The organism is Psychromonas ossibalaenae ATCC BAA-1528, assembly GCF_000381745.1.
GTDB lineage: Bacteria > Pseudomonadota > Gammaproteobacteria > Enterobacterales > Psychromonadaceae > Psychromonas > Psychromonas ossibalaenae.
This window is the reverse complement of sequence record NZ_KB906967.1, coordinates 1-22,366: the sequence shown is the minus strand read 5'-3', so window position 1 is coordinate 22,366 and position 22,366 is coordinate 1. Positions and strand designations below refer to the sequence as shown.

13 protein-coding genes are annotated in these 22,366 nt (G+C 42.4%); 9 read left to right on the top strand and 4 right to left on the bottom strand.

The features are described from left to right. Positions 1–143: 143 nt before the first annotated feature. Together nirB and cobA are read right to left on the bottom strand one after the other, a co-directional pair. Positions 144–2,681: a nitrite reductase large subunit NirB gene (gene nirB / locus G327_RS0100075; protein WP_019612717.1), complete on the bottom strand. Its 2,538-nt coding sequence runs from the start codon at positions 2,679–2,681 to the stop codon at positions 144–146. 173 nt (positions 2,682–2,854) lie between these two features. After that, positions 2,855–3,736 carry a uroporphyrinogen-III C-methyltransferase gene (cobA, locus tag G327_RS0100070; RefSeq protein ID WP_019612716.1) on the bottom strand — a complete coding sequence of 294 codons (882 nt, stop codon included), beginning with the start codon at positions 3,734–3,736 and terminating at the stop codon, positions 2,855–2,857. A gap of 448 nt (positions 3,737–4,184) precedes the next feature. Here cobA and G327_RS0100065 point away from each other — a divergent pair, with 448 nt between their 5' ends. The 3 genes from G327_RS0100065 to G327_RS0100050 all read left to right on the top strand — a co-directional run bounded on the left by G327_RS0100065 (position 4,185) and on the right by G327_RS0100050 (position 12,399). After that, positions 4,185–6,878, top strand: coding sequence for a nitrate reductase (locus G327_RS0100065; RefSeq protein WP_019612715.1), 2,694 nt, complete (start codon positions 4,185–4,187; stop codon positions 6,876–6,878). A gap of 576 nt (positions 6,879–7,454) precedes the next feature. Further along, positions 7,455–9,311, top strand: coding sequence for a methyl-accepting chemotaxis protein (locus G327_RS0100055; protein WP_019612714.1), 1,857 nt, complete (start codon positions 7,455–7,457; stop codon positions 9,309–9,311). 163 nt (positions 9,312–9,474) lie between these two features. Further along, positions 9,475–12,399 carry a UvrD-helicase domain-containing protein gene (locus G327_RS0100050; RefSeq protein WP_019612713.1) on the top strand — a complete coding sequence of 975 codons (2,925 nt, stop codon included), beginning with the start codon at positions 9,475–9,477 and terminating at the stop codon, positions 12,397–12,399. Between the two features lies 1 nt (position 12,400). Here G327_RS0100050 and thpR read toward each other — a convergent pair whose 3' ends face one another. Beyond that, a complete protein-coding gene (gene thpR, locus G327_RS0100045; protein ID WP_019612712.1) occupies positions 12,401–12,916 on the bottom strand; it encodes an RNA 2',3'-cyclic phosphodiesterase in 516 nt (171 codons plus the stop codon). A gap of 124 nt (positions 12,917–13,040) precedes the next feature. On the opposite strand from thpR, the gene G327_RS0100040 reads away from it, so the two are divergent. The 4 genes from G327_RS0100040 to G327_RS0100025 all read left to right on the top strand — a co-directional run bounded on the left by G327_RS0100040 (position 13,041) and on the right by G327_RS0100025 (position 18,784). Further along, positions 13,041–13,223: a hypothetical protein gene (locus G327_RS0100040; RefSeq protein WP_019612711.1), complete on the top strand. Its 183-nt coding sequence runs from the start codon at positions 13,041–13,043 to the stop codon at positions 13,221–13,223. 515 nt (positions 13,224–13,738) lie between these two features. Further along, a complete protein-coding gene (locus G327_RS0100035) occupies positions 13,739–14,452 on the top strand; it encodes a DUF3313 domain-containing protein (RefSeq protein WP_245542660.1) in 714 nt (237 codons plus the stop codon). Positions 14,453–15,101: 649 nt separating this feature from the next. Then, a complete protein-coding gene (locus G327_RS0100030; RefSeq protein WP_019612709.1) occupies positions 15,102–16,238 on the top strand; it encodes an HD domain-containing phosphohydrolase in 1,137 nt (378 codons plus the stop codon). Beyond that, positions 16,238–18,784: an ATP-binding protein gene (locus tag G327_RS0100025; protein ID WP_019612708.1), complete on the top strand. Its 2,547-nt coding sequence runs from the start codon at positions 16,238–16,240 to the stop codon at positions 18,782–18,784. Before G327_RS0100030 ends, G327_RS0100025 begins: the two co-directional genes overlap by 1 nt. A gap of 4 nt (positions 18,785–18,788) precedes the next feature. On the opposite strand, the gene G327_RS0100020 is transcribed toward G327_RS0100025, so the two are convergent. Further along, positions 18,789–19,673: a crotonase/enoyl-CoA hydratase family protein gene (locus G327_RS0100020; protein ID WP_019612707.1), complete on the bottom strand. Its 885-nt coding sequence runs from the start codon at positions 19,671–19,673 to the stop codon at positions 18,789–18,791. A gap of 1,573 nt (positions 19,674–21,246) precedes the next feature. On the opposite strand from G327_RS0100020, the gene G327_RS0100010 reads away from it, so the two are divergent. Further along, the gene (locus tag G327_RS0100010; protein ID WP_019612705.1) at positions 21,247–21,498 is read left to right on the top strand and encodes a DUF2498 family protein; all 252 of its coding nucleotides are present in this window, start codon (positions 21,247–21,249) and stop codon (positions 21,496–21,498) included. A gap of 589 nt (positions 21,499–22,087) precedes the next feature. After that, positions 22,088–22,366 (top strand): IS66 family insertion sequence element accessory protein TnpA (tnpA, locus tag G327_RS23660; protein WP_019612704.1); only part of this gene is annotated, 279 nt, incomplete at its 3' end.

Below are 22,366 nucleotides of genomic sequence, written 5' to 3'. Positions count from 1 at the left end.
TTTTTATTGTGCAGTTTGCTATGCATAAAGTCCTGATGCTGAACGCTGATAAAAGACAAGTTACTGTCTTTATCATCAGGCAAATATAGGGTTTTTCATTAATCTCTTAAAAACGGTCTTCCATAACCTCATTGCCGATACCTTTATTCCGTCAGCTGTAGAATTTTGATGCTCTGTATTTTTTCTTTTTTAGCGGGGATACGCTGCTCTCGATCCAGTTCAAAAGCAAGGTGGCTGTCTGTTGCATCACTGTTAACAAAGTGTTTGAAACGTTTGAGTTTTTCAGGATTCTGCAGCGTTGTTTTCCACTCGCACTGATAGTTATTAATATTGACCTGCATCTCTTGTTCAAGCTCGGCGGCCAGGTTCAGTTTGTCTTCAATAACCACCTCTTTTAAATAATCCAGTCCGCCTTCGAGATTTTCCAGCCACACAGAGGTACGCTGCAGGCGGTCGGCGGTGCGGATATAAAACATTAATAAACGGTCGATGTAAGCTTGAAGGGTCTGCTGATCAAGGTCAGAGGCAAACAGGTCACCGTGACGCGGGCGCATGCCGCCGTTACCGCAGACATACATGTTCCAGCCTTTATCGGTGGCGATAATGCCGATATCTTTGGTTTGTGCTTCTGCGCATTCCCGCGTACAGCCGGAAACCGCAAACTTGATTTTATGAGGGGAACGCAGGCCTTTATATCGATTTTCAATGTTGATGGCCAGCGCCATGCTGTCATCAACGCCGTAACGGCACCAGGTGCTGCCGACACAGGATTTCACCGTACGTACCGATTTTCCGTAAGCGTGGCCGGTTTCAAAACCCGCATCAACCAGCTTCTTCCAGATAGCCGGTAGTTCATGCAGCTGTGCGCCGAACAGATCCACACGTTGTCCGCCGGTGATCTTGGTATATAGATCAAATTCATTGGCCACCTGACCTAATGTGATCAGTTTATCCGGGGTGATTTCGCCGCCGGCAATTCTGGGAACAACTGAGTAGGTGCCGTCTTTCTGGATATTACCCAGGTACAGATCATTACTGTCCTGGAGCTCAATGTGTGCATCTTCAAGCACATAATCATTCCAGTAAGAGGCGAGAATAGATCCTACGGCTGGTTTACATATTTCACAGCCTAAACCGGTACCGCAGGTATTAAGAAGCTGATCAAAGGTGCTGATTTTTTTGATCCGGATAATGTCAGTAAGCTCCTGACGGGAATAGGCGAAATGCTCACAAAAATTGTTATTAACTTCAAAGCCTAAATTAGCCAGTTCGACATCTAAGACCTGTTTGGTTAAGGCCGAGCAGCCGCCGCAGCCCGTAGAGGCTTTAGTGGACTCTTTTAAAGCAGACATGCTGCTGCAGCCGGCAGCGACCGCTTGTTTAATATCGCCTTTAGTGACATCAAAACATGAACAAATTGAGGCGCTGTCAGGCAGTGCTTCGATGCCTAAACCGGCGCTGCTTTCTTCACCTGTGTTCGGCAGAATAAGCACAGAAGGGTTTTCAGGTAAAGTCATATCGTTAAGCAGCAGCTGCAGTAATGTCCCGTAGGCCTGTGCATCACCAACCAGCACTGCGCCGACTAGTTTTTTGCCGTCGGCAGAAACAATTAGGCGTTTATAGACCTGCTCAATTTCGTCATTGTAAGTATACGACTGGGCACCCGGTGTATTACCGTGTACCTCGCCAATACTGGCCACATCAATACCGAGCAGTTTGAGTTTGGTGCTCATATCAGCACCGCTGAAAGACAGCTGCTGACCTTTAATATGTGATGCTGCGACTTTAGCCATTTGATAACCGGGAGCCACTAAACCAAATATTTTTCCCTGCCAAAGTGCGCATTCACCAATAGCATACACATTAGCGGCACTGGTTTGGCAGTGATCATTGATAACAATGCCGCCGCGTTGACCGACTTCCAATCCAAACTGGCGGGCAAGCTCATCCTGGGGACGAATACCGGCAGAAAAAATAATAGTATCTGTTTCTAAAAAACTGCCGTCGGCGAAATTCATACGGTAGCGGCAGAATTCACCGGTTGTTATTTCACTGGTTGCTTTTTCGGTATGAACTTTTACACCTAAGTCTTCTATTTTACGGCGCAGCAGTGCACCGCCGCCGTTATCTAACTGAACTGCCATTAAGCGCGGTGCAAATTCGACAACATGTGTTTCTAAACCAAGGTTGGTCAGTGCGTTGGCTGCTTCAAGGCCCAGCAGGCCGCCGCCGATAACTACACCGCTTTTACTGACTTTTCCGGATGCAGTGATGGCTTCGAGATCATCAATGGTGCGGTAAACGTGACAATGCTCTTGATCGCTGCCGGGAATAGGCGGTACAAACGGATAAGAGCCCGTTGCTAAAACTAGTTTATCGTAGCTTTCAATACGGCCGCTGCTGGTAACCACCTGATTATTATTAGTATCAAGCTCTACAACTTTGTCGTTCAGCACAAAGTTAATACCGTGCTCCTGATAATAACCGGCATCGGTGAGTGCTAGATCATCTGCTGTTTTACCGGAGAAAAATCCGCTCAACTGTACACGATCATAAGCAAGACGAGGTTCTTCCGAAAAAGTAATAACATCATAATCAACGCTGTCGTCCGTGATTAAGGTATCTATAAACTTGTGACCAACCATACCGTTGCCGACCACTACTATGCGCTGTTTAGTCATAATCCCAATTTCCTTTAAATAGTACTTATGCTTTGTTGTGAATTTTTTACGGGTTAATTTGTGCGATGCTTTACTGTTATTTATGTGCCGCCAGGTCTATACCGTTGCCGACCACTACTATGCGCTGTTTAGTCATAATTATTATTTCCCTTTGCTGACAATGTTTTTTGTTTTTAAGCTGATAATCGTCTTAATTCATTAACTACATTATCGATGTGACTTTGGCCGTTAAACCACTGCAGCCGCTGCGCTAGTGAAACGACTTTGCCGACCATGATCAGTGCTGGAGACTTCACCTGTTCTTTTGTTACCAGCGAAGCTAACTGAGTGAGGGTACCGGTGATCAGGCGCTGCTCCGGGCAGCAGCCGTTTTCAATTAAAGCAATCGGTGTATCTTTGCTGAGTCCGGCTGCGGTTAACTGTTTTTCAATCAGCCCGGCTTTGCTTAGTCCCATGTAAAACACCAGTGTGTGATCCAGCGCAGCTAAAGCAGACCAGTTTATATCTAGCTGTTTTTCTGCATGCGCAGTAACAAAAGTACAGCCTTGGGAAAGCCCGCGGTGAGTGAGGGGGATACCGGCGTAACTGCTGCATCCGGCAGCCGCTGTTATTCCCGGAACAATTTCAACTTGTATGCCCTGTTTTTTTAGCGCAGTCATCTCTTCGCCGCCGCGTCCGAAGACAAATGCATCGCCGCCTTTTAAGCGGCATACAGTTAGTCCCTGTCGGGCTTTACCTGCTAACAGCTGATTGATTTGCGTCTGGGTAAAATGATGAGCGCTTTTGCTTTTACCGGCATAAACAGATAAAGCCTGCTCAGGAAAAAGCGAACGTATCTCTTTACTGACCAGATTATCGAAGACAATCACGTCACACTGCTGGATAAGAGACAGTGCTTTAATGGTAAGAAGGTCAGCATCACCGGGTCCTGCGCCCACCAGATAAACTGTTCCCGGTGCTCTCTTTTGAGCCGCATGGATAGGTGCGATATTTGTTGTCTCAGTGTCAGCTGTAATGGAAGAGCTCAGTGCGCTGGTTGTTTTTTTAAAGCCCATATTCTTACCTCTTTAATGCCTGTTTTTTGTTGCTAGTCAGCAGCTGGTTTGTTAACTAGTTGTGAACTGGAGACTGCAAAGGTGATGCCATAAATATAAAATCGCTAATTATTTGTTTTATAAACACTGTAATTTCAAATGGTTATATTTCACTTGTGAGAATCAATCTAAATTTTCAGGCACTTAGAAGTAGTGAATTTGAGTTATAAATGAACTGCGCTGGTGCATGACCCACCAAAATGAAGCGTAAAAAGCGCATCTGTACTTTGTATTCTGCTCATAGCTGTTATATGAAAACCCTTTTCTACAAAAATTGTTAATTTAAGTGATTGTATTTGTTAATAAAAAGATCGTAAACCTTGCAGGTTATTAAAAATACTCGAACTTGGTGCGCTCTTTGCTCTATCAGCTTTATGAATAAAAAAACTCGTAGTGCTAAAGAGGTCATATGCAGACAAAAACGAATTTATGGACAAAAACTACCTGTGCATATTGCGGGGTGGGGTGCGGAGTCGAAGCAAAGCCGAATGCCCAGGGCTTATTAGATATCCGCGGCGATCAGGAGCATCCTGCAAACTACGGACGTTTATGCTCAAAAGGTTTAGCACTTGGAGAAACGGTAACGCATCAGGAGCGTCTCCTGCATCCGATGCTTAACGGCCTGAATACAGACTGGGATAGTGCTTTAGCTCATGTAAGTGAGCAGTTCTCAGCTGTAATAGAAGAGCATGGACCAGATGCAGTTGCTTTTTATGTTTCCGGACAGCTGCTGACAGAAGACTATTATGCAGCTAACAAACTGATGAAAGGTTTTATCGGCAGCGGCAATATCGATACTAATTCACGTTTATGTATGTCATCAACAGTCGCCGGGCATAAACGTGCTTTCGGCTCCGACTGTGTCCCTGTTTGTTACAGCGACCTTGAAAAAAGCGATATGGTGGTGATCACCGGATCTAACCTGGCCTGGTGCCATCCGGTATTATTTCAGCGTTTAAAAGCGGCAAAACAGCAGCGTCCGGATCTGTTTATTGTGGTGATAGATCCGCGCAGAACCGATACCTGCAGTATCGCTGATCTGCACTTAGCAGTGAATCCCGGTGCGGATGTTGCGTTGTTTAACGGATTACTTGCTTATCTGCATGCTCATAAAAAAAACGACACCGCTTATATCAAAAATTATACGCAGGGATTTGAGAAAACGCTGAAAAGTGCGCAGCAGGAGTGTGCTGAGCGAGAGGACTTTATACAGCGTACGGGTCTTGATAAAACTCAAATAAATGATTTTTATCAGAAGTTTGCCGACACAGAGAAAGTACTGACTATTTATTCGCAGGGTGTAAACCAGTCTTCACAGGGCACTGATAAAGTGAACAGTATTATTAACTGTCATCTGGCCTCCGGGCGTATAGGTAAAGAAGGTATGGGACCTTTTTCGGTAACCGGTCAGCCTAATGCTATGGGCGGGCGGGAAGTTGGCGGACTGGCTAATACACTGGCAGCTCATATGGATTTTGCTAATCAGCACCATCATAAGCTGGTCAGTGATTTCTGGCAGACGGGCTGCTTAGCCTCTAAGCCCGGCCTGAAAGCGATTGAGTTATTTGATGCCGTTTATCAAGGAAAAATAAAAGCGCTCTGGATAATGGCCACCAATCCTGTGGTGAGCCTGCCGGATAGTGCCAAAATAACCGCCGCTTTAAAAAAATGCCCGTTAGTGGTGGTCTCTGACTGCATTAAAGATACCGATACGACTCGACTGGCAGATGTTTTATTACCAGCACAGGGCTGGTCGGAAAAATCCGGTACAGTGACCAATTCTGAGCGGCGTATTTCACGGCAGCGCCGAATTTTACCGACCCCCGGAGAAGGGAAGCCTGACTGGTGGATTATCAGCGAAGTTGCAAAGCGCCTTGGATTCAGGCGAGAGTTTAATTATCTACATGAAGGGCAGATTTTTGATGAATATGTAAAAATGACCGCACTTGATAATCCGGGCGGGGAAAGCAGGGCGCTTAATTTAAGCGGTTTGGCGGGGTTAACTGCGCAGGAATATTCTAATATGAAACCGCAGCAGTGGCCGGTGCTAGAGTACCAGGATGAAACAGTTGAGCAGCGCCTGTTTGCCGATAAGCGGTTTTTTACTGCAGATAAAAAAGCGCGCTTGATTGCGGTTAAACATCATAAGCCGCTCAGTGAATGCAGCTCTGCATATCCCTTCAGTCTTAACAGCGGGCGTATACGTGATCAATGGCATACCATGACCCGTACCGGGATTTCCAGCCGTTTAAGCGCACATATCCCAGAGCCTTTTGTTACTGTTAATCCTGTTGATGCGCAAAATATGAAACTGATAAACGGGGGGGTAGTCAAAGTCAGCAGTATCAGCGGATCGGTCTTAGTGCGCCTGTCTGTTTCCAGTGAAGTGTCTGAAGGGCAGTTGTTTATGCCCATCCACTGGAATAAAAGCACTGCCAGTCAGGCGAATATATGCCGTTTAATTAAAGCTAATTCAGATCCAAATTCCGGTCAGCCGGAGTTTAAATATACGCCGGTAAATATTACAAAGTGGCAGTATCACAGTGAAGCCTGGATATTAAGCCGCGCACCGTTGAGAGTTGAAGAGTTTGCTTACTGGGTAAAACAAAAGGTGACACAAGGATATCTGTACCGCATCGCAGACAAAGCGTCTCCTGAGGAGCTGCTGACAAAGCTGTCTGCCTTGATTTCATTAAAAGGTGCCAGAGAACTGAGTTACCTGCCGGGTAGTCTGCAGCCCAAGCCGGTGTATCGCTTAGCTAATATCAGCGGGCATAAAATGTACAGTGCTTGTATTGCGGCTGCGAATCTGCAGGATCAGGATCTGCAGTGGTTACAGGGATTATTCGATGAAAATATCGATACGGCTGTTGAACGTGCGCTTATTTCCGGTCAGGTTGAGGGCAGGCTGGCCTGCGGAAAAATGGTGTGTGCCTGTAAACAGGTGGGGGAAAATACGATTCGTAATGCAATTCATGAGCAGCAGTTAAACTCGGCAGATGCGGTCGGGCGCAGTACAAAAGCCGGCACCGGCTGCGGCAGCTGTATCAATGAGATTGAACAGATTCTGGCAGAACATGTGCCGGAGTTAATTAATGTTTAATGCGGCTTATTTTCAGCAGCAGGAAAGAGAGCTATTAAACACAGCCAGCATTCAGCTGGTTTTTTGTGACTGAGCACGAAAGTTTACACTGCAGCTGCCTTTTGACAGCCAATTTAAATAAATGCTGACCTAAGCTGTTGATTATGTCATCGAATGGAATGTCCGTACAACTTAATGCTAGAAATTGCTATATCAGAACAGGTTAGAAATGTAACTTTTTGTAACGCTCAGGTCGGTCTCTTAGCAATTATATTGTGAAATTGACATCATGTGAATTCATGAAAGAATAAACTGACTTTTTGTGTGCTGTTCGGCCTGCGTGCCTGATATGCAAAATTTATATGAAATTAAGGGAATAATTTCTATTTCTATTAGCCAAGGACTGCACAGGCTTTTCTGGGATAAGTTTTTTTCTCTTAAATATCAATAAATTAAGATTGTTAATAAAGAGTGTGGAGATTTTTTCGCTGTAGCAGAAGTTGTTAGCGAGAAAAATAGATAGGGCTGAGAGCTGCTCCGGGCAGATTGAAACCTTACTCCGTAATTTATAAAACTTAAAACCGGTAGGGCTAAAAAATGCTTATTAAACAGAAGTTAATCGTCAATTCAGTGGTATTTGTCGTAAGTATGCTGGTCATGCTGTTATTGATTAATTTTGCGACGTCCTCATTGCAGAAGGATATGAAGGTATCAAAAAACATCAGTGATATCGAAACTATCGTTCTTCAATTACGGCAGAATGAAAAAGACTTTATTGCCCGTACTGACAGCAAATTTGTTGATGACTTTAATATTAATATCGCAGCGCTGCAGGAAAGCTTTAAAACCTTGTCTGAAAACCTGCTCTCTGTAGATATTTCCAGTGCCGAAGTTGAACAGCTTGAAAGTAGTGCCGCTGAGTACCAGCAGTATTTTTCCTCTGTTGTAGATGCCCAGAAGCGTATCGGTCTGGATCAGAAAAGCGGTATTTACGGAAAACTGGGTAAAGCAGTTAATGAAGCTCAAGCCGCTATCGGTGATTCAACGGCATTTTTACTGATGATGTTAAAGATCCGTGGTGAAGAAAAAGATTTTCTGCTGCACCTGGATAATAAATATGTTAAACGCTATCAGGAAACTATCACTGAGTTAGAATCAACGGTCAGTCGCAGCTATTTAACCAGTTTACAGAAAAAATCGATTTCCAGCGGACTGAGCGCATATAAAACGGCCTTTTTAGCCCTAGCTAAAGAAAAAGAAGTTTTAGGCTACCGCGCCGATCAAGGTCTGCAGAAAAGTATGGGGGAGAGTGCCGCTAAACTTAACCGTTTATTAGGAGCTCTAGCGGAGAAAGCAACCGTAGCTTCAGCTTCTTATGTTAGTGCAATTAACACTCTGACCTACAGCATTTTCTTTATTGCTATTATCAGTGCAACTTTAATTACCTGGCTGCTGGCCCGCAGTATACTTTCTGCGATTACCCGCATTAAAAACTCAATTATTGAAGTGGCTGAAACAAACAACTTAACGATTCATGCCAGTTCAAAAAGTAACGATGAGCTGGGTGATATGGCAAATGCCTTTAACGCTATGATAACTAACTTCCAGCATCTGATTGTCTCCGTTAACCAGTCTGTCGCTACGGTGAATAATGCCACTGAAACCCTGTCCAGTAATATTCATCAGGCAAACGCCGGAGTAGATGCGCAGATGCAGGAGACAGATATGGTGGCAACAGCCGTGACTGAAATGGTGGCGACGATTGAAGAGATTGCCAGCAATACCACAGATACTGCTGATAAGGCGGAACAGACAAACCGTAACGCCGGCAAAGGTAAGCAGGGCGTGGATGCGACGATTGAACAGATCGAGATGCTTTCCGAGAAGTTAATTGAATCGGAGGCTGTGGTTAATGAGCTGGCTAAAGACAGTGAAACCATCGGCTCGGTACTTGATGTTATTCGCGGTATTGCGGAACAGACTAATTTACTAGCATTAAATGCGGCAATTGAAGCTGCCCGTGCCGGTGAACAGGGAAGAGGTTTCGCGGTTGTGGCCGATGAAGTAAGAACACTAGCCAGTCGTACTCAGGAATCAACCAAAGAGATTGAGGCCATTATCGGCTCTCTACAGTCAAGAACTGCCAGCATAGTAACCTTAATTACTGAGTGCCGCAGCGAAGGTAAAGAGAGCAGTATTCAAGCCGGTGAAGCAGGACGTATGCTGGAAGAGATAAACAACGATGTGGTCGGCATTATGGATATGACCACTGCTATCGCAACTGCTATTCAGGAACAAAGTGCCGTTGCTACGGAAGTAAACCGTCATGTAGTTTCTATTCGTGATGTAGCGGAAACGGCCAGTGAATCAGCACAGCAGAATGAGCAGATGGGGGATCAGTTATCCGAGCAGACAACAATCTTAGCTGATGAAATAAAACGCTTCACCATTTAATGATCACGGCACTAAGCAGCCAAAGCTTAGTGCCGACTTTTCTCACTGCATCTGAAAAACACCTTCCGATAAACTACTTCACAGCTGATTGCTCCGTTGGGTGTGAAGCATTACACTGATCCTTTTTCCAGTACCAGCAACATCAATTCAAAGAGAGTCACCATTGAAGCAACAGACTATTGCGCATTCCTGGGTCGGCCGCTGTGTCGGTCAACCCGCTAGGTTAGTTATCTCTGATCAAGGCTTACAATTTTCACAAGATCAGGAATCTTTATTCTTTGCCTGGCAGGAGATAACTGAACCGCCGGAATTTAAGCTGGGCTGGTTCGGCTGCAGTATCAGAATAAAGGCTGCGGGACAGAGCTATCAGATTATTCAACTGGCTTATAGGGCTCAGTCTCAGTTTAAAAAAAGGTGCATACAGTACTGGATAACAAATAATCAGCCTCGACTTGCAGCTCTGATAACTAAAATTGAAAAGTTGATCACAGCTTCTTATCTGCGTCAAAGTTTAATAAAAGCCGTGCAGCATGCGCTGCATAAAGAGTCGATACGCTGGCTTACCTGGCCGGAGAATGAAGTGCTGGATCTGGAACTGAGTCTTTTACTGGAGAAAATGAAAGCCATACTGACCTGGCAGGGCGTGGATGTAGAGCTGCTTCGAGAAACTTATATAGATAAACAGCTGCAGAAATACCAGGCGTTTTTTGATCAGATAGAAAGTAATCCTTTAACAGCAAGACAGCGGCGAGCCTGTATAACTGATGATGATAATAATCTGTTATTAGCCGGTGCCGGAACGGGTAAAACCAGCGTAATGGTCGGTAGATCCGGTTATCTGCTTAACAGCGGCTTGGCACAAGCCCAGGAAATTTTATTATTAGCCTACGGGCGGCAGGCCGCCGATGAAATGGATCTGCGCATTAAAGATAAGCTGGCTGTCAACACGATTAAAACCAGTACTTTTCATAGTTTAGGTTTAAAAATTATTGAGCAGGTGGAAGGGGCTAAACCTAAGCTGTCAATTTTTGCGGAAGATGCCAAAGCTAAGTTAAACTGGGTTGAACACTGTTTTAACCTGTTATTAGAGCAGCCGAATTACTGCTCTTCAGCACTGCAGTATCTCAGCCGCTATTATTATCCGGAAAAAAGTCCCTTTGATTTTGAGTCGCTGGGAGATTATCTGGGTTATTTAAACAGTAATAATGTCCGTACTCTTAAAGGCGAAAAGGTAAAAAGCTTTGCAGAACTGCAGATTGCTGACTGGTTGTTTAGTCACAGTATTGAATATCAGTATCAGTCTGCTTACCCGGAGAATGTGAAAGATGCTGCATTTATTCATTACAAGCCGAGCTTTTATCTGAGTGGATTAGATATTTATATTGATTATTACGCGACGGATAAAAATGGTGCCGCCGCGCCTTATATTGATGACACTCAATATCAGGCATCAATGCAGCTGCAGCGCGCCGCCCATCAAAAATACCAGACGGTATCTATTGAGCTGTTCGAGGCCCAGCAGCAGAGCGGCGAACTGCTTAAGGTTTTGCAGGAAGCATTAACAGAGTTAAATGTGCAGTTAAGTCCGTTAGCTGATGCGCTTATTTTGAAGAGCCTGCGGGCCAGCGGCAGAATAACAGAGCTTGCCGTTTTGTTTACACAGTTAATTGCATTGTATAAAGGCGCTTGTTTAGATGACTTGTCAGAAAATAAGCTTCTGTCGGAATCCGCTGATGCTGCGCAGATCAGTAAAGCTTTTGCTTTATTAAAACCGCTTTTATCTGCTTATCAGTCACACTTAAAAAATGCGGGAGAAATTGATTTTGAAGATATGATCGCTGCTGCGCTCAGCTATATTAAACAAGGTAAGTTTATCTCTCCCTGGCCTTATATTATGGTTGACGAGTTTCAGGATATTTCCAGACCGCGTGCGGCTTTAGTTAAAGCGCTGCGTGACAGTCTGCCGGGGACATCAGTGTTTGCTGTTGGTGATGACTGGCAGGCGATTTATCGCTTCAGCGGAGCGGATGTCACCTTAACCACTGAGTTTGCCGATTTTTTTGGCAAAACTACTCAAAACGAACTGGATCAGACTTTTCGCTTTAATAATTCTATCGGGCAGGTCGCTGCTGATTTTGTATCAAAAAATCCGGCACAGATAAACAAGCAGATTAAGTCACTTATTCAGGTAGATAAACCAGCTGTTTCTATTCTTCGTAAAGGTGCTGTGCAGAACACCTCTCAACAGGATAAACAGATTAATGAGCTGGCCAGTGGTGCGATTGAACAGGTATTAGACAAACTGACAGAATTGGTTTCTGGGCGAGGAAAAGTGGCCTCTGTGTATTTAATGGCGCGTTTCTGGTACCAGCTGCCGGATAAAAGAGTACTGCAGCAGCTTAATATCAAATACAGTCACTTAGATATTCAGACCCAGTCTTTTCATGCTTCTAAGGGTAAAGAAGCGGATTATGCTGTGCTCATTGGCATGAATGCAGGGGCGCATGGTTTTCCCAGTGAAAAAGTAACTGTGCCTTTACTGGATATTTTGTTAGCTAAAGAGCAGGAGTTTATGCATGCCGAGGAGCGCCGCCTTTTTTATGTGGCATTAACCCGCGCTAAACACCGTGTATATATTATTGCTGATCCGGTTGATGTCAGTCCTTTTGTTAATGAGCTAATTGACGGTGATTATCAGGTCGAAATGCATGAATTTGCGGCGCCGTCCAGTGGAGCCGCTGTTAAAGAGATTAAATGCAGAGTCTGTGCAGACGGTATATTAAAAGCGCGTACCAGCCGCTTCGGTAGTTTCTATGCCTGCAGTTTTTTCCCTCGTTGTGATCATAAAGAAAGGGCCTGCGAATGCGGGAAAAGTCCTATGACGCGGGAGCGTTACCCGGGCTTTAAAGTCTGTCTGGATAAGCGCTGCGGTTTTATTTTTCCGCTTTGTGAAAAATGCGGAGCACAGATGACCCTGCGTACCGGGAAAAATGGTCAGTTCTGGGGGTGTAAAAACTACCGTGGCAGTGAACAGCCCAGTTGTCGGCACGTTGTGAGTATAGAAGATATTGTTTTCCCGACCGTTTAATTTAGTGCAGAGGCCAGGATCGTAAGATGCGATACTCGACACCCGAGTCCGTGCTCTTTGATTCAAACAGGTGAATGCTGTGTGCATCAATCCGTACAGGTGTGAACGGTTTCTGATTGTCCGGCAGGCTTTTGCTCCTGCGTGCCAGGGTGATATGCGCACGAAAAAGGTGTTCATTTGGACATTTATTGAAGGCGTTTGCCAGCTGGTTACTCTGCTGTGCCAGCTGCAGCAGTGCCGGATCACTTGTTTGTCCGGTAAGGCATAGTATTCTCGGTTTTTTCCAGTGCGCTAAAGTATCAAGATTCACATTGAACCTGGATCTGTTCATTGCTGTTATCTGTTTTTCCAGCCGCTGCTGCTCTGGGCTGGAAAGGGGGCCGAAAAAGGCTAAGGTCATATGTAAATTCGTTGTCGGCACCAGCCTGACATCTGTATCAAAGCTGCTCTGCAGGCGGTACAGCTGATGTCTCTGCTGTTTATCTAACGCAATGCCCAGAAAAAGTTTTTTTGTCATGTTGTTTACCCGCATCGAATCCTGATTAAGTAAAAATGACCTGCTGGTTTTGTACTTTGAAGTAGCATAGGGATAAGTATATAATTCAACCTATATTTTTACTCCTAATACGGATTTACTTTTTATGAAAAAGCCTGTTTTTATATTAACGACATTAATGCTGACACTGGGATTAACCGCTTGTGCAGAGTTTAAAAGCGCAGGGCGGGACATAGGCCATGCAACAAAAGAAGTCACGACAACAATCGGTCATACATCGAGAGATATTGTTAATGATATCGGTGATGAGATAAGCAGCGAAGAGTAGGTGCTTAAGCCGGCTAACATGTATGTCAGTAAAGCGAATAGGCTTATTATAGAAGCATGTTCGTTTATAATGACTACGGGTGTAAAGACTTCTGTATTCTAAATACTGCGAAGTAACTTTCGCCTTTGCTGCATGTTAAAAGCAAAAGGCAAGATGTAGTTATTTTTTGTTCCTTTATATACCTGTCTTTTTGATTCGTACCCTTTCTGAAAATAGACTCAACATCAACGGGTTATGAGAATTGAACCGCTCGGTTTTGTCCCTTTTTGGGCAGGATATAAAGCTTTATCCGTCATATTAGTGAGGTTTATGGATTCGTTCCCTTGGTTTACGGCGGCCTGTTAACTCTACCGTATTGTTATATCTGCTTATCTCATATTTTCTAAAACGTTTTTCAAGACTCTCAGCGCTCCTGCTATAGGTCTAGAGTCAAAAGGCAGGAAGCGGTCGCGTTGAAGTCGATATTGAAATTAAATGTATTGATTTTTGCTTAATACAATATAAAATACACTGTATTGCAACTTCTCAGACAGGTTGATCTGACGGCTTTTAATTTTCTACGTTTAGTAATTATTTCGTTTACTGCTTTGTTCTTATTTGGTTGTGTGGGCGGAAAACTGCAGCATGCAGCTAAATTCACTTCTTACGAGGACTTTCAAGTAGGGCCGGAAGATGGAGTTGATTTGGTATGGGCTCGTACTGGATTGAGGGATCCGCAAAGGTTAAAGGCAAAATTTGATCAGTACGACAGCGTCATTATTGACCGTGTGTATGTATTGGTTGATGAATCAGAAGCAGAATTAAATGATGACGAAATCAATGAGCTTACTGAATATATGGTGACTCGTTTAAAAGATAAAATTTCTTCTGCGAAGAAGATTGTCAGTGAGCAGAGTGATACGACACTTCGATTAAGTATTGCCATTAGTAATGTTGAAACGCCTAATTCTATTCTTGCAGTGACCAGCAGTATATTGCCTGTCGGTTTGGGAATTTCTACCATCGCAAAAATTACAACTGGTGAACATACTAATGTAGGAAGTGCTACTATCGAACTTTTAGTCAGTGATTCTATGACAGATAAACCTCTTATTGCCACTATTGATCGCCAGGCAGGCAATAAAGATCTGAGTACGATGATTGATTCCTTAGACGATGCAAAAGATGCCGTCAATTGGTGGGTCGATCGTTTAGGTATTACTTTAATCCAATGGGAAAAACCTGATTAAGGCGCTAGGTAAACTCAGGTGCTCCAAAGGGTATCGACCCTCTCAAGATAAAGCGGTATCAATCATCACTGATTAATGCCGTTGCCGCAAGAAGCATTCGTCGATTCTTGTCCTTCTTATATTCGTTAGATATTTTCCTTCACTCCTAAGGCCTGCTTACCTCACGACTTGCTGATTTTTGCACCTTGCTCATAACGTCTATACAACGATACTCAATATCAAGGGATTATGAAAAGTAAATTACCCGTTCGCCCTAAAAATCACCAGCTAACACACAAATTTTCTATAGCTGTTCAAATAGACCTGAAAAAAGATTGAATTAGTTTGTTTTCAAAGACATACGCGCTATCATTGAAAGTTGTAAAATATGCTGCTTTTTATCAAAGCTGCATTCAGAAGTGACAGTTTTATCATCGACTTTTGATTAGCGATTTAATTTCAATCAGTTAACCTAGATAGTTGAGCTTTTTGACTGCGTTTTAACAGATGCGTAACATTTCCTGAAAATATTCCTTTATAGTAGGATCTGTTTATTTTTGAGAACAGGCTTGAGCAGGAACAAAGAGCAAAAATCAGCCGCCTTTAAGGATGGTTGTAAATCTATTAATCATGCGTGATAGTCAGCAAGGTATATTTTTGAGAAAAGCAGATGCATCATAATGTCGTTCCTTCTATTGCCGGTACTAATTCTTTTAATCAAAATGGAAGAGCAGATTTGAATAACCACAGACAGGTCCTTATTGTTGATGATCAATCAACGGGAAGAATGATCCTAGGAAAAATTATCCAGCAGATTGCTGATGATATTAAGGTTGTCGATTTTGATGATCCGGAAAAGGCGCTTGAATGGCTGAGAAACAATCCGGTGGATCTCATTGTCACTGATTATAAAATGCCCGGTTTAAACGGTATAGAATTTATAAAAGAAGTACGCCGGATAAAGAGCCGCGAACATATTCCGATTATGATGATTACCGTGGTCAGCGAGAAGGCCGTGCGTTATGAGGCACTTGAAGCAGGGGCAACCGCTTTTTTAACCAGACCTATCGATCAAATTGAGTGCCGCACCAGCTGCCGGAATTTACTCAAGCTGCATAAGCAGCATGTGATAATTCAAAATAGAGCCAACTGGTTAGCACAGCAGGTTCATGTTGCGACTGAGCAGATTATTCAGCGGGAACAGGAAACTATTTTACGCCTTGCTAAAGCCGGGGAATACCGTGATGAAGAAACCGGCAATCATGTTATCAGAATGGCTAAATATTCTCGAAAAATTGCAGAAGAACTCGGGTTAAGCGAGCAGGAGTGTATTGATCTTGAACATGCCGCCCAGATGCACGATATTGGAAAAATCGGCATAGCAGATTATGTATTATTAAAGCCCGGTAAATTAAATGACAGCGAATGGGAAATTATGAAAACTCATACCACAATTGGTTATGAAATTCTCTCAAACAGCCAGTCAAAATATATGCAGCTGGGCGCTGTTATTGCGCTTAATCATCATGAACGCTTTGATGGGCAAGGTTATCCCAGCGGCCTGAAAGGAGAGGAGATACCTTTAATCGCCCGTATCGTGTCGGTTGCTGATGTATTTGATGCACTTTTGTCTGTGAGACCCTATAAAGCAGCCTGGCCGGTTGAAAATGCAATTGATTTTATAAAAAAACAAGCCGGTACACAGTTTGACCCGCAATGTGTTGATGCATTTTGTAAACGCTTGGCTGAGATTACACAAATACAGATTGATTACCCTGATCATGTAAGACCCAAAAGACTCTTTTAATGAAAGCAATTTTAAAAAGATTAGGTTCCGTCAAAGAGCATTTAAAAAAAACTGGTGATAATGAACCAGAACAGGCGCTGGTGCGTTTATTTATAAGTGTGTTATTGATTGTTGTTTTTTGTTTTTCATGGCATTCACAAGATAGGTTTTATGTCGTTCAACTATCGACGGTAAACCTGGTAATATTAGACTATTTTATTTTTTCAGTGGCGATTGTAGCTGCAATAATAAGAAATCCAAAACCAAGTGTGATTAGAAGAATAGTCGGCATTTTTTTAGATCTTGTATCGCTGTCTATTATCATGTTTATCGCTTCGGATGAGACTGTTCCTCTGTTTATGTTCTACCTCTGGATTATCTTAGGCAACGGTTTTAGATTTGGTGTTAATTATCTTTATATTTCTCTAGTTGTTGGTCTTGTTGGCTTTTTAGGTGCGACTACCTGGGGAGACTATTGGCAGATACACCGTTCTATTGCTACCAGTCTGCTGATATTAATTACGGTAATACCGCTATACTCCATTTTTTTAATTAACAAGCTATATGCTGCTGTCGCAATGGCAGAAAATGCAACTAAGGCTAAAAGTCGATTTTTAGCTAATATGTCGCATGAACTCAGAACACCGTTAAATGGTGTTCTAGGGTTAGGTGACCTACTCAGAGAAACTAAACTCGATCATGAGCAGCGTAACCTTGTAACCACGATGCACAGCTCTGCTAAAACATTACTTGGGCTTATTGAAAAAGTACTCGATATTTCGAAAATAGAAGCTGGAAAAATCGTCATTGCAAAAGAATCGTTCGACTTACACCTGTTAATCAACTCTGTTACTTCAATACAAAAGGTAATGGCTGAGGCAAAAGGGTTGAGCATGACATCTCGAATCGACTCTGACGTGCCGTTTCTACTGGAAGGTGATCAGAAGTATATTGGTCAGATCCTGGTAAATTTAATAGGCAACGCAATAAAATTTACCGAGCGCGGCTCAATTAATCTGCATGTTTCTAAAGTCGCTGCTAATGAGTCTTCGACTATCATACGCTTTGATATAAATGATACCGGCATTGGTATAGATACACAGTCATTGAACAGCGTATTTGATGACTTCACCCAGGTAGGAAGCTCAGATGAGCATCATACTGGAGGTACCGGCCTCGGTACGACAATTGCCAAAGAACTGGTCGGACTGATGGGAGGCAGGATAGGCGTTGAAAGCAGACTAAACCATGGTTCTAGTTTCTGGTTTGAAATACCTTTTACTATTCTGCCGAATGCACCTTTAGATATCAGCGACAACCATTTACTCGTTTTATCAACAGATCAAACCTTAGCTGTTATACAACCTTATTTAACGGCATGGAATCTGCCGATGGATTTTGTAAAATCACCAATGCACGCATTAAATATGCTGAAAAAGACGCTTGGACAAAACAATGCTTATAAAATTATTCTTGTCGATAATTTAAGCCTGCTGGATATGACACCTGCTGAATTTTCCACCCTGTTGAAGTCACAACAACTGCTGGATGATGTTTGTTTAGTGCTGCTAAATTATGCACAAGATGGTTTATATAACGATCAAATCGACCAAGACTACATTTCTATCATTGAAGATTTAAACGATAAACGCGCGCTCTTTAATGCAATTCATGCGGCGCAGAGTAATTATAGTAATAGCGACAATGTTGTCTCTATCGCCGAATATTACGCTAGTCAAACTGGGGCTAAAGTCTTAAATATATTGGTTGCAGAAGATAACAAAGTCAACCAGCAGGTCCTTTCCGGTATTTTAAGAAAAGCAGGTCACTCCGTTATTCTCACCGACAATGGCGAGCAGGCTCTGGACGTACTGGCAAGAGAGCTTGAACAGATAGATCTGTTAATTGTAGATAAAAACATGCCGGAGCGTTCCGGAGATGACGTTGTGAAAGCGGTACGTTTTATGGATAGCAGCAGTGATTTACCCATTATTATGCTGACGGCGGATGCCACGCTCGAGGCAAGAGAGTTAGGCCTGAGCCTAGGTGTTAATGAGTTTTTAACCAAGCCGCTAGACTCCCGCAGCTTATTAGAAAAAATTGCGCTTATATCGAAAACCACGAAACAGAATGCGGTTAAGCAGGAGTCTGCGCTGTCGACAACTGAGCGCTATAAACCAAACCCGCAGAATATAACCGAAGCAGATGACTCCTGGTGCAATAAAGATGTGCTTAAAGAGCTGTTTTTACTCGATAGCGATCTCGATTTTATGGCGCGCCTGGTTAGAGGTTTTACGCAGGACGGTGAAAAGCATATTGAACGTATTCAAGAAGCCGTGTCAGATGATTATCTGCAGCTTCGTGAATCATTACATGCCTTAAAAGGAGCGTCATCAGAATTGGGTGCCGATAAACTCGCTGAAATATGCAGACAGGGTGAGGCTTACAAACCTTATGATATTGGAACAAAAAAACTAAACCTGCTGATCAATGATATTGAATATGCCTTTAAGCATACAGTGGAAGCTTTAAATGAGGCCTTATCTCAGGCCTCTACAGGGAAATAGCTGTTTACTGAGTATTCTTTGCTGTCTGGCGCATAACCAGTCTTTCCATCATTCTAAGGTCTTTGTGAGTTAATTCACATGCAGATTCAACCCATATTTTGGTTATATCTAAGAGTTCCTTGTACGGAACGGGATTACAAATGTCCCGTACTTTTCTAATCGCCCGATAGCTGTTTGCTTTACGGTTAGCGACATCAATATAGCGGTAAACTTCGGTTTCTCCCTGGCCTTTATCAGCCAGGATATCAACGATTCCTAGTTCATACAGCTCTTCTGCGGAATATAATTTCCCGCTTAAAATGATTTCTTCCGCTTTCACCGCATTCACCTTTCTGCTGAGAAGTGAATAAGCGCCCATGCCCGGAAATAAATTAAATAAAACCTCAGGCAGTCCTAACTTAGTACCACGCTCTGCAATTAATACATTGCTTGATAGAGCTGCTTCAAATCCGCCGCCTAATGCATCGCCCTGTACCAGAGCTATTGTTGTCAGTTCACAGCTAAGGTGAGTTATATTCTGATGTAAGACATTAATACATTTTGTCGCATAAGTAAGCAGGCCGTCCCTATCCTGTTTTTTTATCAATTCAAAGAAAACGGCTAAATCCCCGCCTAAATTAAATACATCATCGACATCGGAAGCGAGTACCAGATAGTCATATTTTTTTTGTCGGCTGTTTTCCATCTCACATTTGACACTTTTCTGATAATCGTTTATTTCATCTAATAAAACTGACGTAAAACATGAGCGCGGCTGTGCGTTCATAAAATACCAGCCGGCTTTATACTTTTTATCATAATGTGTTTTAAGCTGGCTGTATTGAGTATCAATATTATTTTTCTGTTCAATGTCGTCAACATTTATCATTCTTGCAAGGTTATCTGTCATTTTTTTTCCTTAAAATATTTAATGATGCTCAGTAACTTGTGTTGATGAGCAATTGTTCACACCTGCCGGTATTGGCAAATAGGTATACAGTGTAGCAATAATGAAAAGTACGATATTTGTTTAATAAATGTTTGTTATTGAAGGGAATGCAAATAAAAATGGGTATGTTCATTCTAAGCTTGTATTACAAGGCCTCATGTTCTGTTTGTTGTTTTTTGATGCTGTTAATTGCCTTACTTGAGAGGGCGCTGTGTACGTGTTTCTGAATTAACTAAAATGATCAGGGGGAGGGCGTTAATGAAGAAAGCTACCGTTCTTTATTTAGTGTTGTTGAGGTTTTAAATTATTTGAGGGTAAAAACTTTTCAAGTTTTTCATTAGCTGTTCGGGCCAATAAATCAAGTTTCCTGCTTAATTTAAATAGATAAATCGAGGATCGTTAACTCTTAACCGCGAGCGTAAAAGATCTTCCTATCTTTACCGCTAGCTAGTATTAAAACGAAATTAAGTTCATTGTTAAGCTGCATGCCATTCAGCTTCCAGTATTAAATTCCAGCTGCTGTATTCGCTATACAAAATATATTGAGTATTAGCTAACGTAAAACTAATAGAATAAACAGCTTGAGCCGTCTATAGATGCTGCTTTCATAGCCGCTTGCCGTACTGAAAGTGGTTACAGGCAGTATGGAAAAAGAAGCAGCAAGGCTCGAAACTATCATTTCTTATCGATCATTTGGTGTTTAGGTAAAGGATATTAGTCCGCTGCTGGATAACCAAAATGAACGAGCTCTTGAGCATATTTTACGTGACCAGTTTGCATTGCTGAGCCAGGAAATTCAGAAATTTAGAAAACAACAAACAGCTATTGTAGCTATGCTAAGAGCTCCTTCTTTACTCAATGGAGAATTACTAAACAAAGTACGTTGGATCCAAATTATGAAGGCATCGGGGTTAGATGAAAAAGATATGAGGAACCGGCATTATCAGTTTGAAAACATGGAGCCGGAGAGGTATCAGAAGTTTCTGGAATCACTAGGAATTGAAAGTGACTAAATTTAACGTATTCGCGAGTTGTTAATAGAATAGACGCAATGACTTATATACAAATAAGTAACCGGATACGGTTAATGTCGAAGTGAACTTGGTATGGTAAACATTGCATATTGAGCCCCGCAAGTAGTGTTTGTAAACAACACCGGTTAACTTGTTTATCGATTTCTGTAAAAAGGAGCCAGCGACAGCGTTCAAGTGATAATGCTGCTGCCACTTTGTTCATTCGAAAATCGTTGATAGCACCACCGCAGGTAAAAAACTCCCACGTTCGCTGTTTCCGGAATTGAGCATAAGAGAGAGTCCAGATTTTAGTTTTGTCAGTCGCAATGGGGGCGTTAGCGCCTCATCCATTTTACTTGCTTTGGGGCACATTGCGAGATAGAAAATGTTGCCGTTGTGATACATTTTTACGATAAGTACACAACGGAAAAATTCTGCATAATATTTATTCCCTTTAACTTGTGATTTACCCGTGACTCTGGATAATATATTGCGCAATTAGTATGAGAAGGAATTAACAAATGAGCAATGACAAGCAAGCGATCAAAAGTGCTGACTTAATTGTATTAGCAAATGCACAGTTACCAGAGCATGAAGATTTTATCGTAGGTGTTAAGGTACAAAGTATTGCAGAACAACATGGTGTTATTACTTTTAAAGGCGAATCATTTTTAGACGAAAATGGCCTACCTACAGCAAAGAGTATGATCGCTTTCAACTTATATAAATGGCTCTGTCACCATTTTTCAAATAAATACACATTAATTGATTGAAAATAGCGATCGCAAAATACTCCCTAATTTAGGCTAAATGGGTTCTACTCAAGAATATTACAAATAGTTCAATTAAGTTTTATTGTTAGTAGAAGCCAATAGTACCGTTTTTTCAGCACGTGAATCTTGCGCAGGACTGTTGTGGCTGAGTAAATTGGCCATGATTTTGTAAGTTTCTAATTCACAATGGGACACATACCGCCTTAGAAATTTTGTAGTATTTATCTGTTGAGATAACCTATTTATACATTTTCCCGTTTGCGAGCACTAATAGCTCACGCTCGCTTTCTCCCAATAGCGAGCGTAAAGGTCCCTCTATCCTAGGTATAGCTAAATCGCTTTCGCCACCCAAGCTGGTTAGAAAACTATAAACTTGTGGCCTGTTTTACTTGGCCACCACACAGTGTATTACTTACTCAAATCAAAAAGGCAGTTTATTCTACCTATACTCTATACTCTATACTCTTTATTTATGCTAAAGCTGAAGCGATAGAGAAGTATAAGTCTAAGGTAAACGTCCGGCCAACCACACGTTCAATTTCATATCCAACTTGATTACAGTCCTCTAAAACATATTGAGGAGATTGGAATGAAACTGACAGCTAAAGATAAATGGACAAAATTAATTACAGAGCAGCAAGAAAGCGGCTTAACCGTTGCTCAATTTTGTCGTGATAACAGCCTTAACAGCAAGTCTTTTTATAACTGGCGGATCAAAATAACCACGCTTTCAGAAGCGCTGTCTTTTGTTAAAGTTCAATCCGCTTCAGCACCTGTTCCGATTTCAAAAAATTCGATTCAACTGCATTTTTCAAATACCTCCTTATCATTACCAGGCACTGTTTCACCAGTCTGGGTAGCCGCCTTG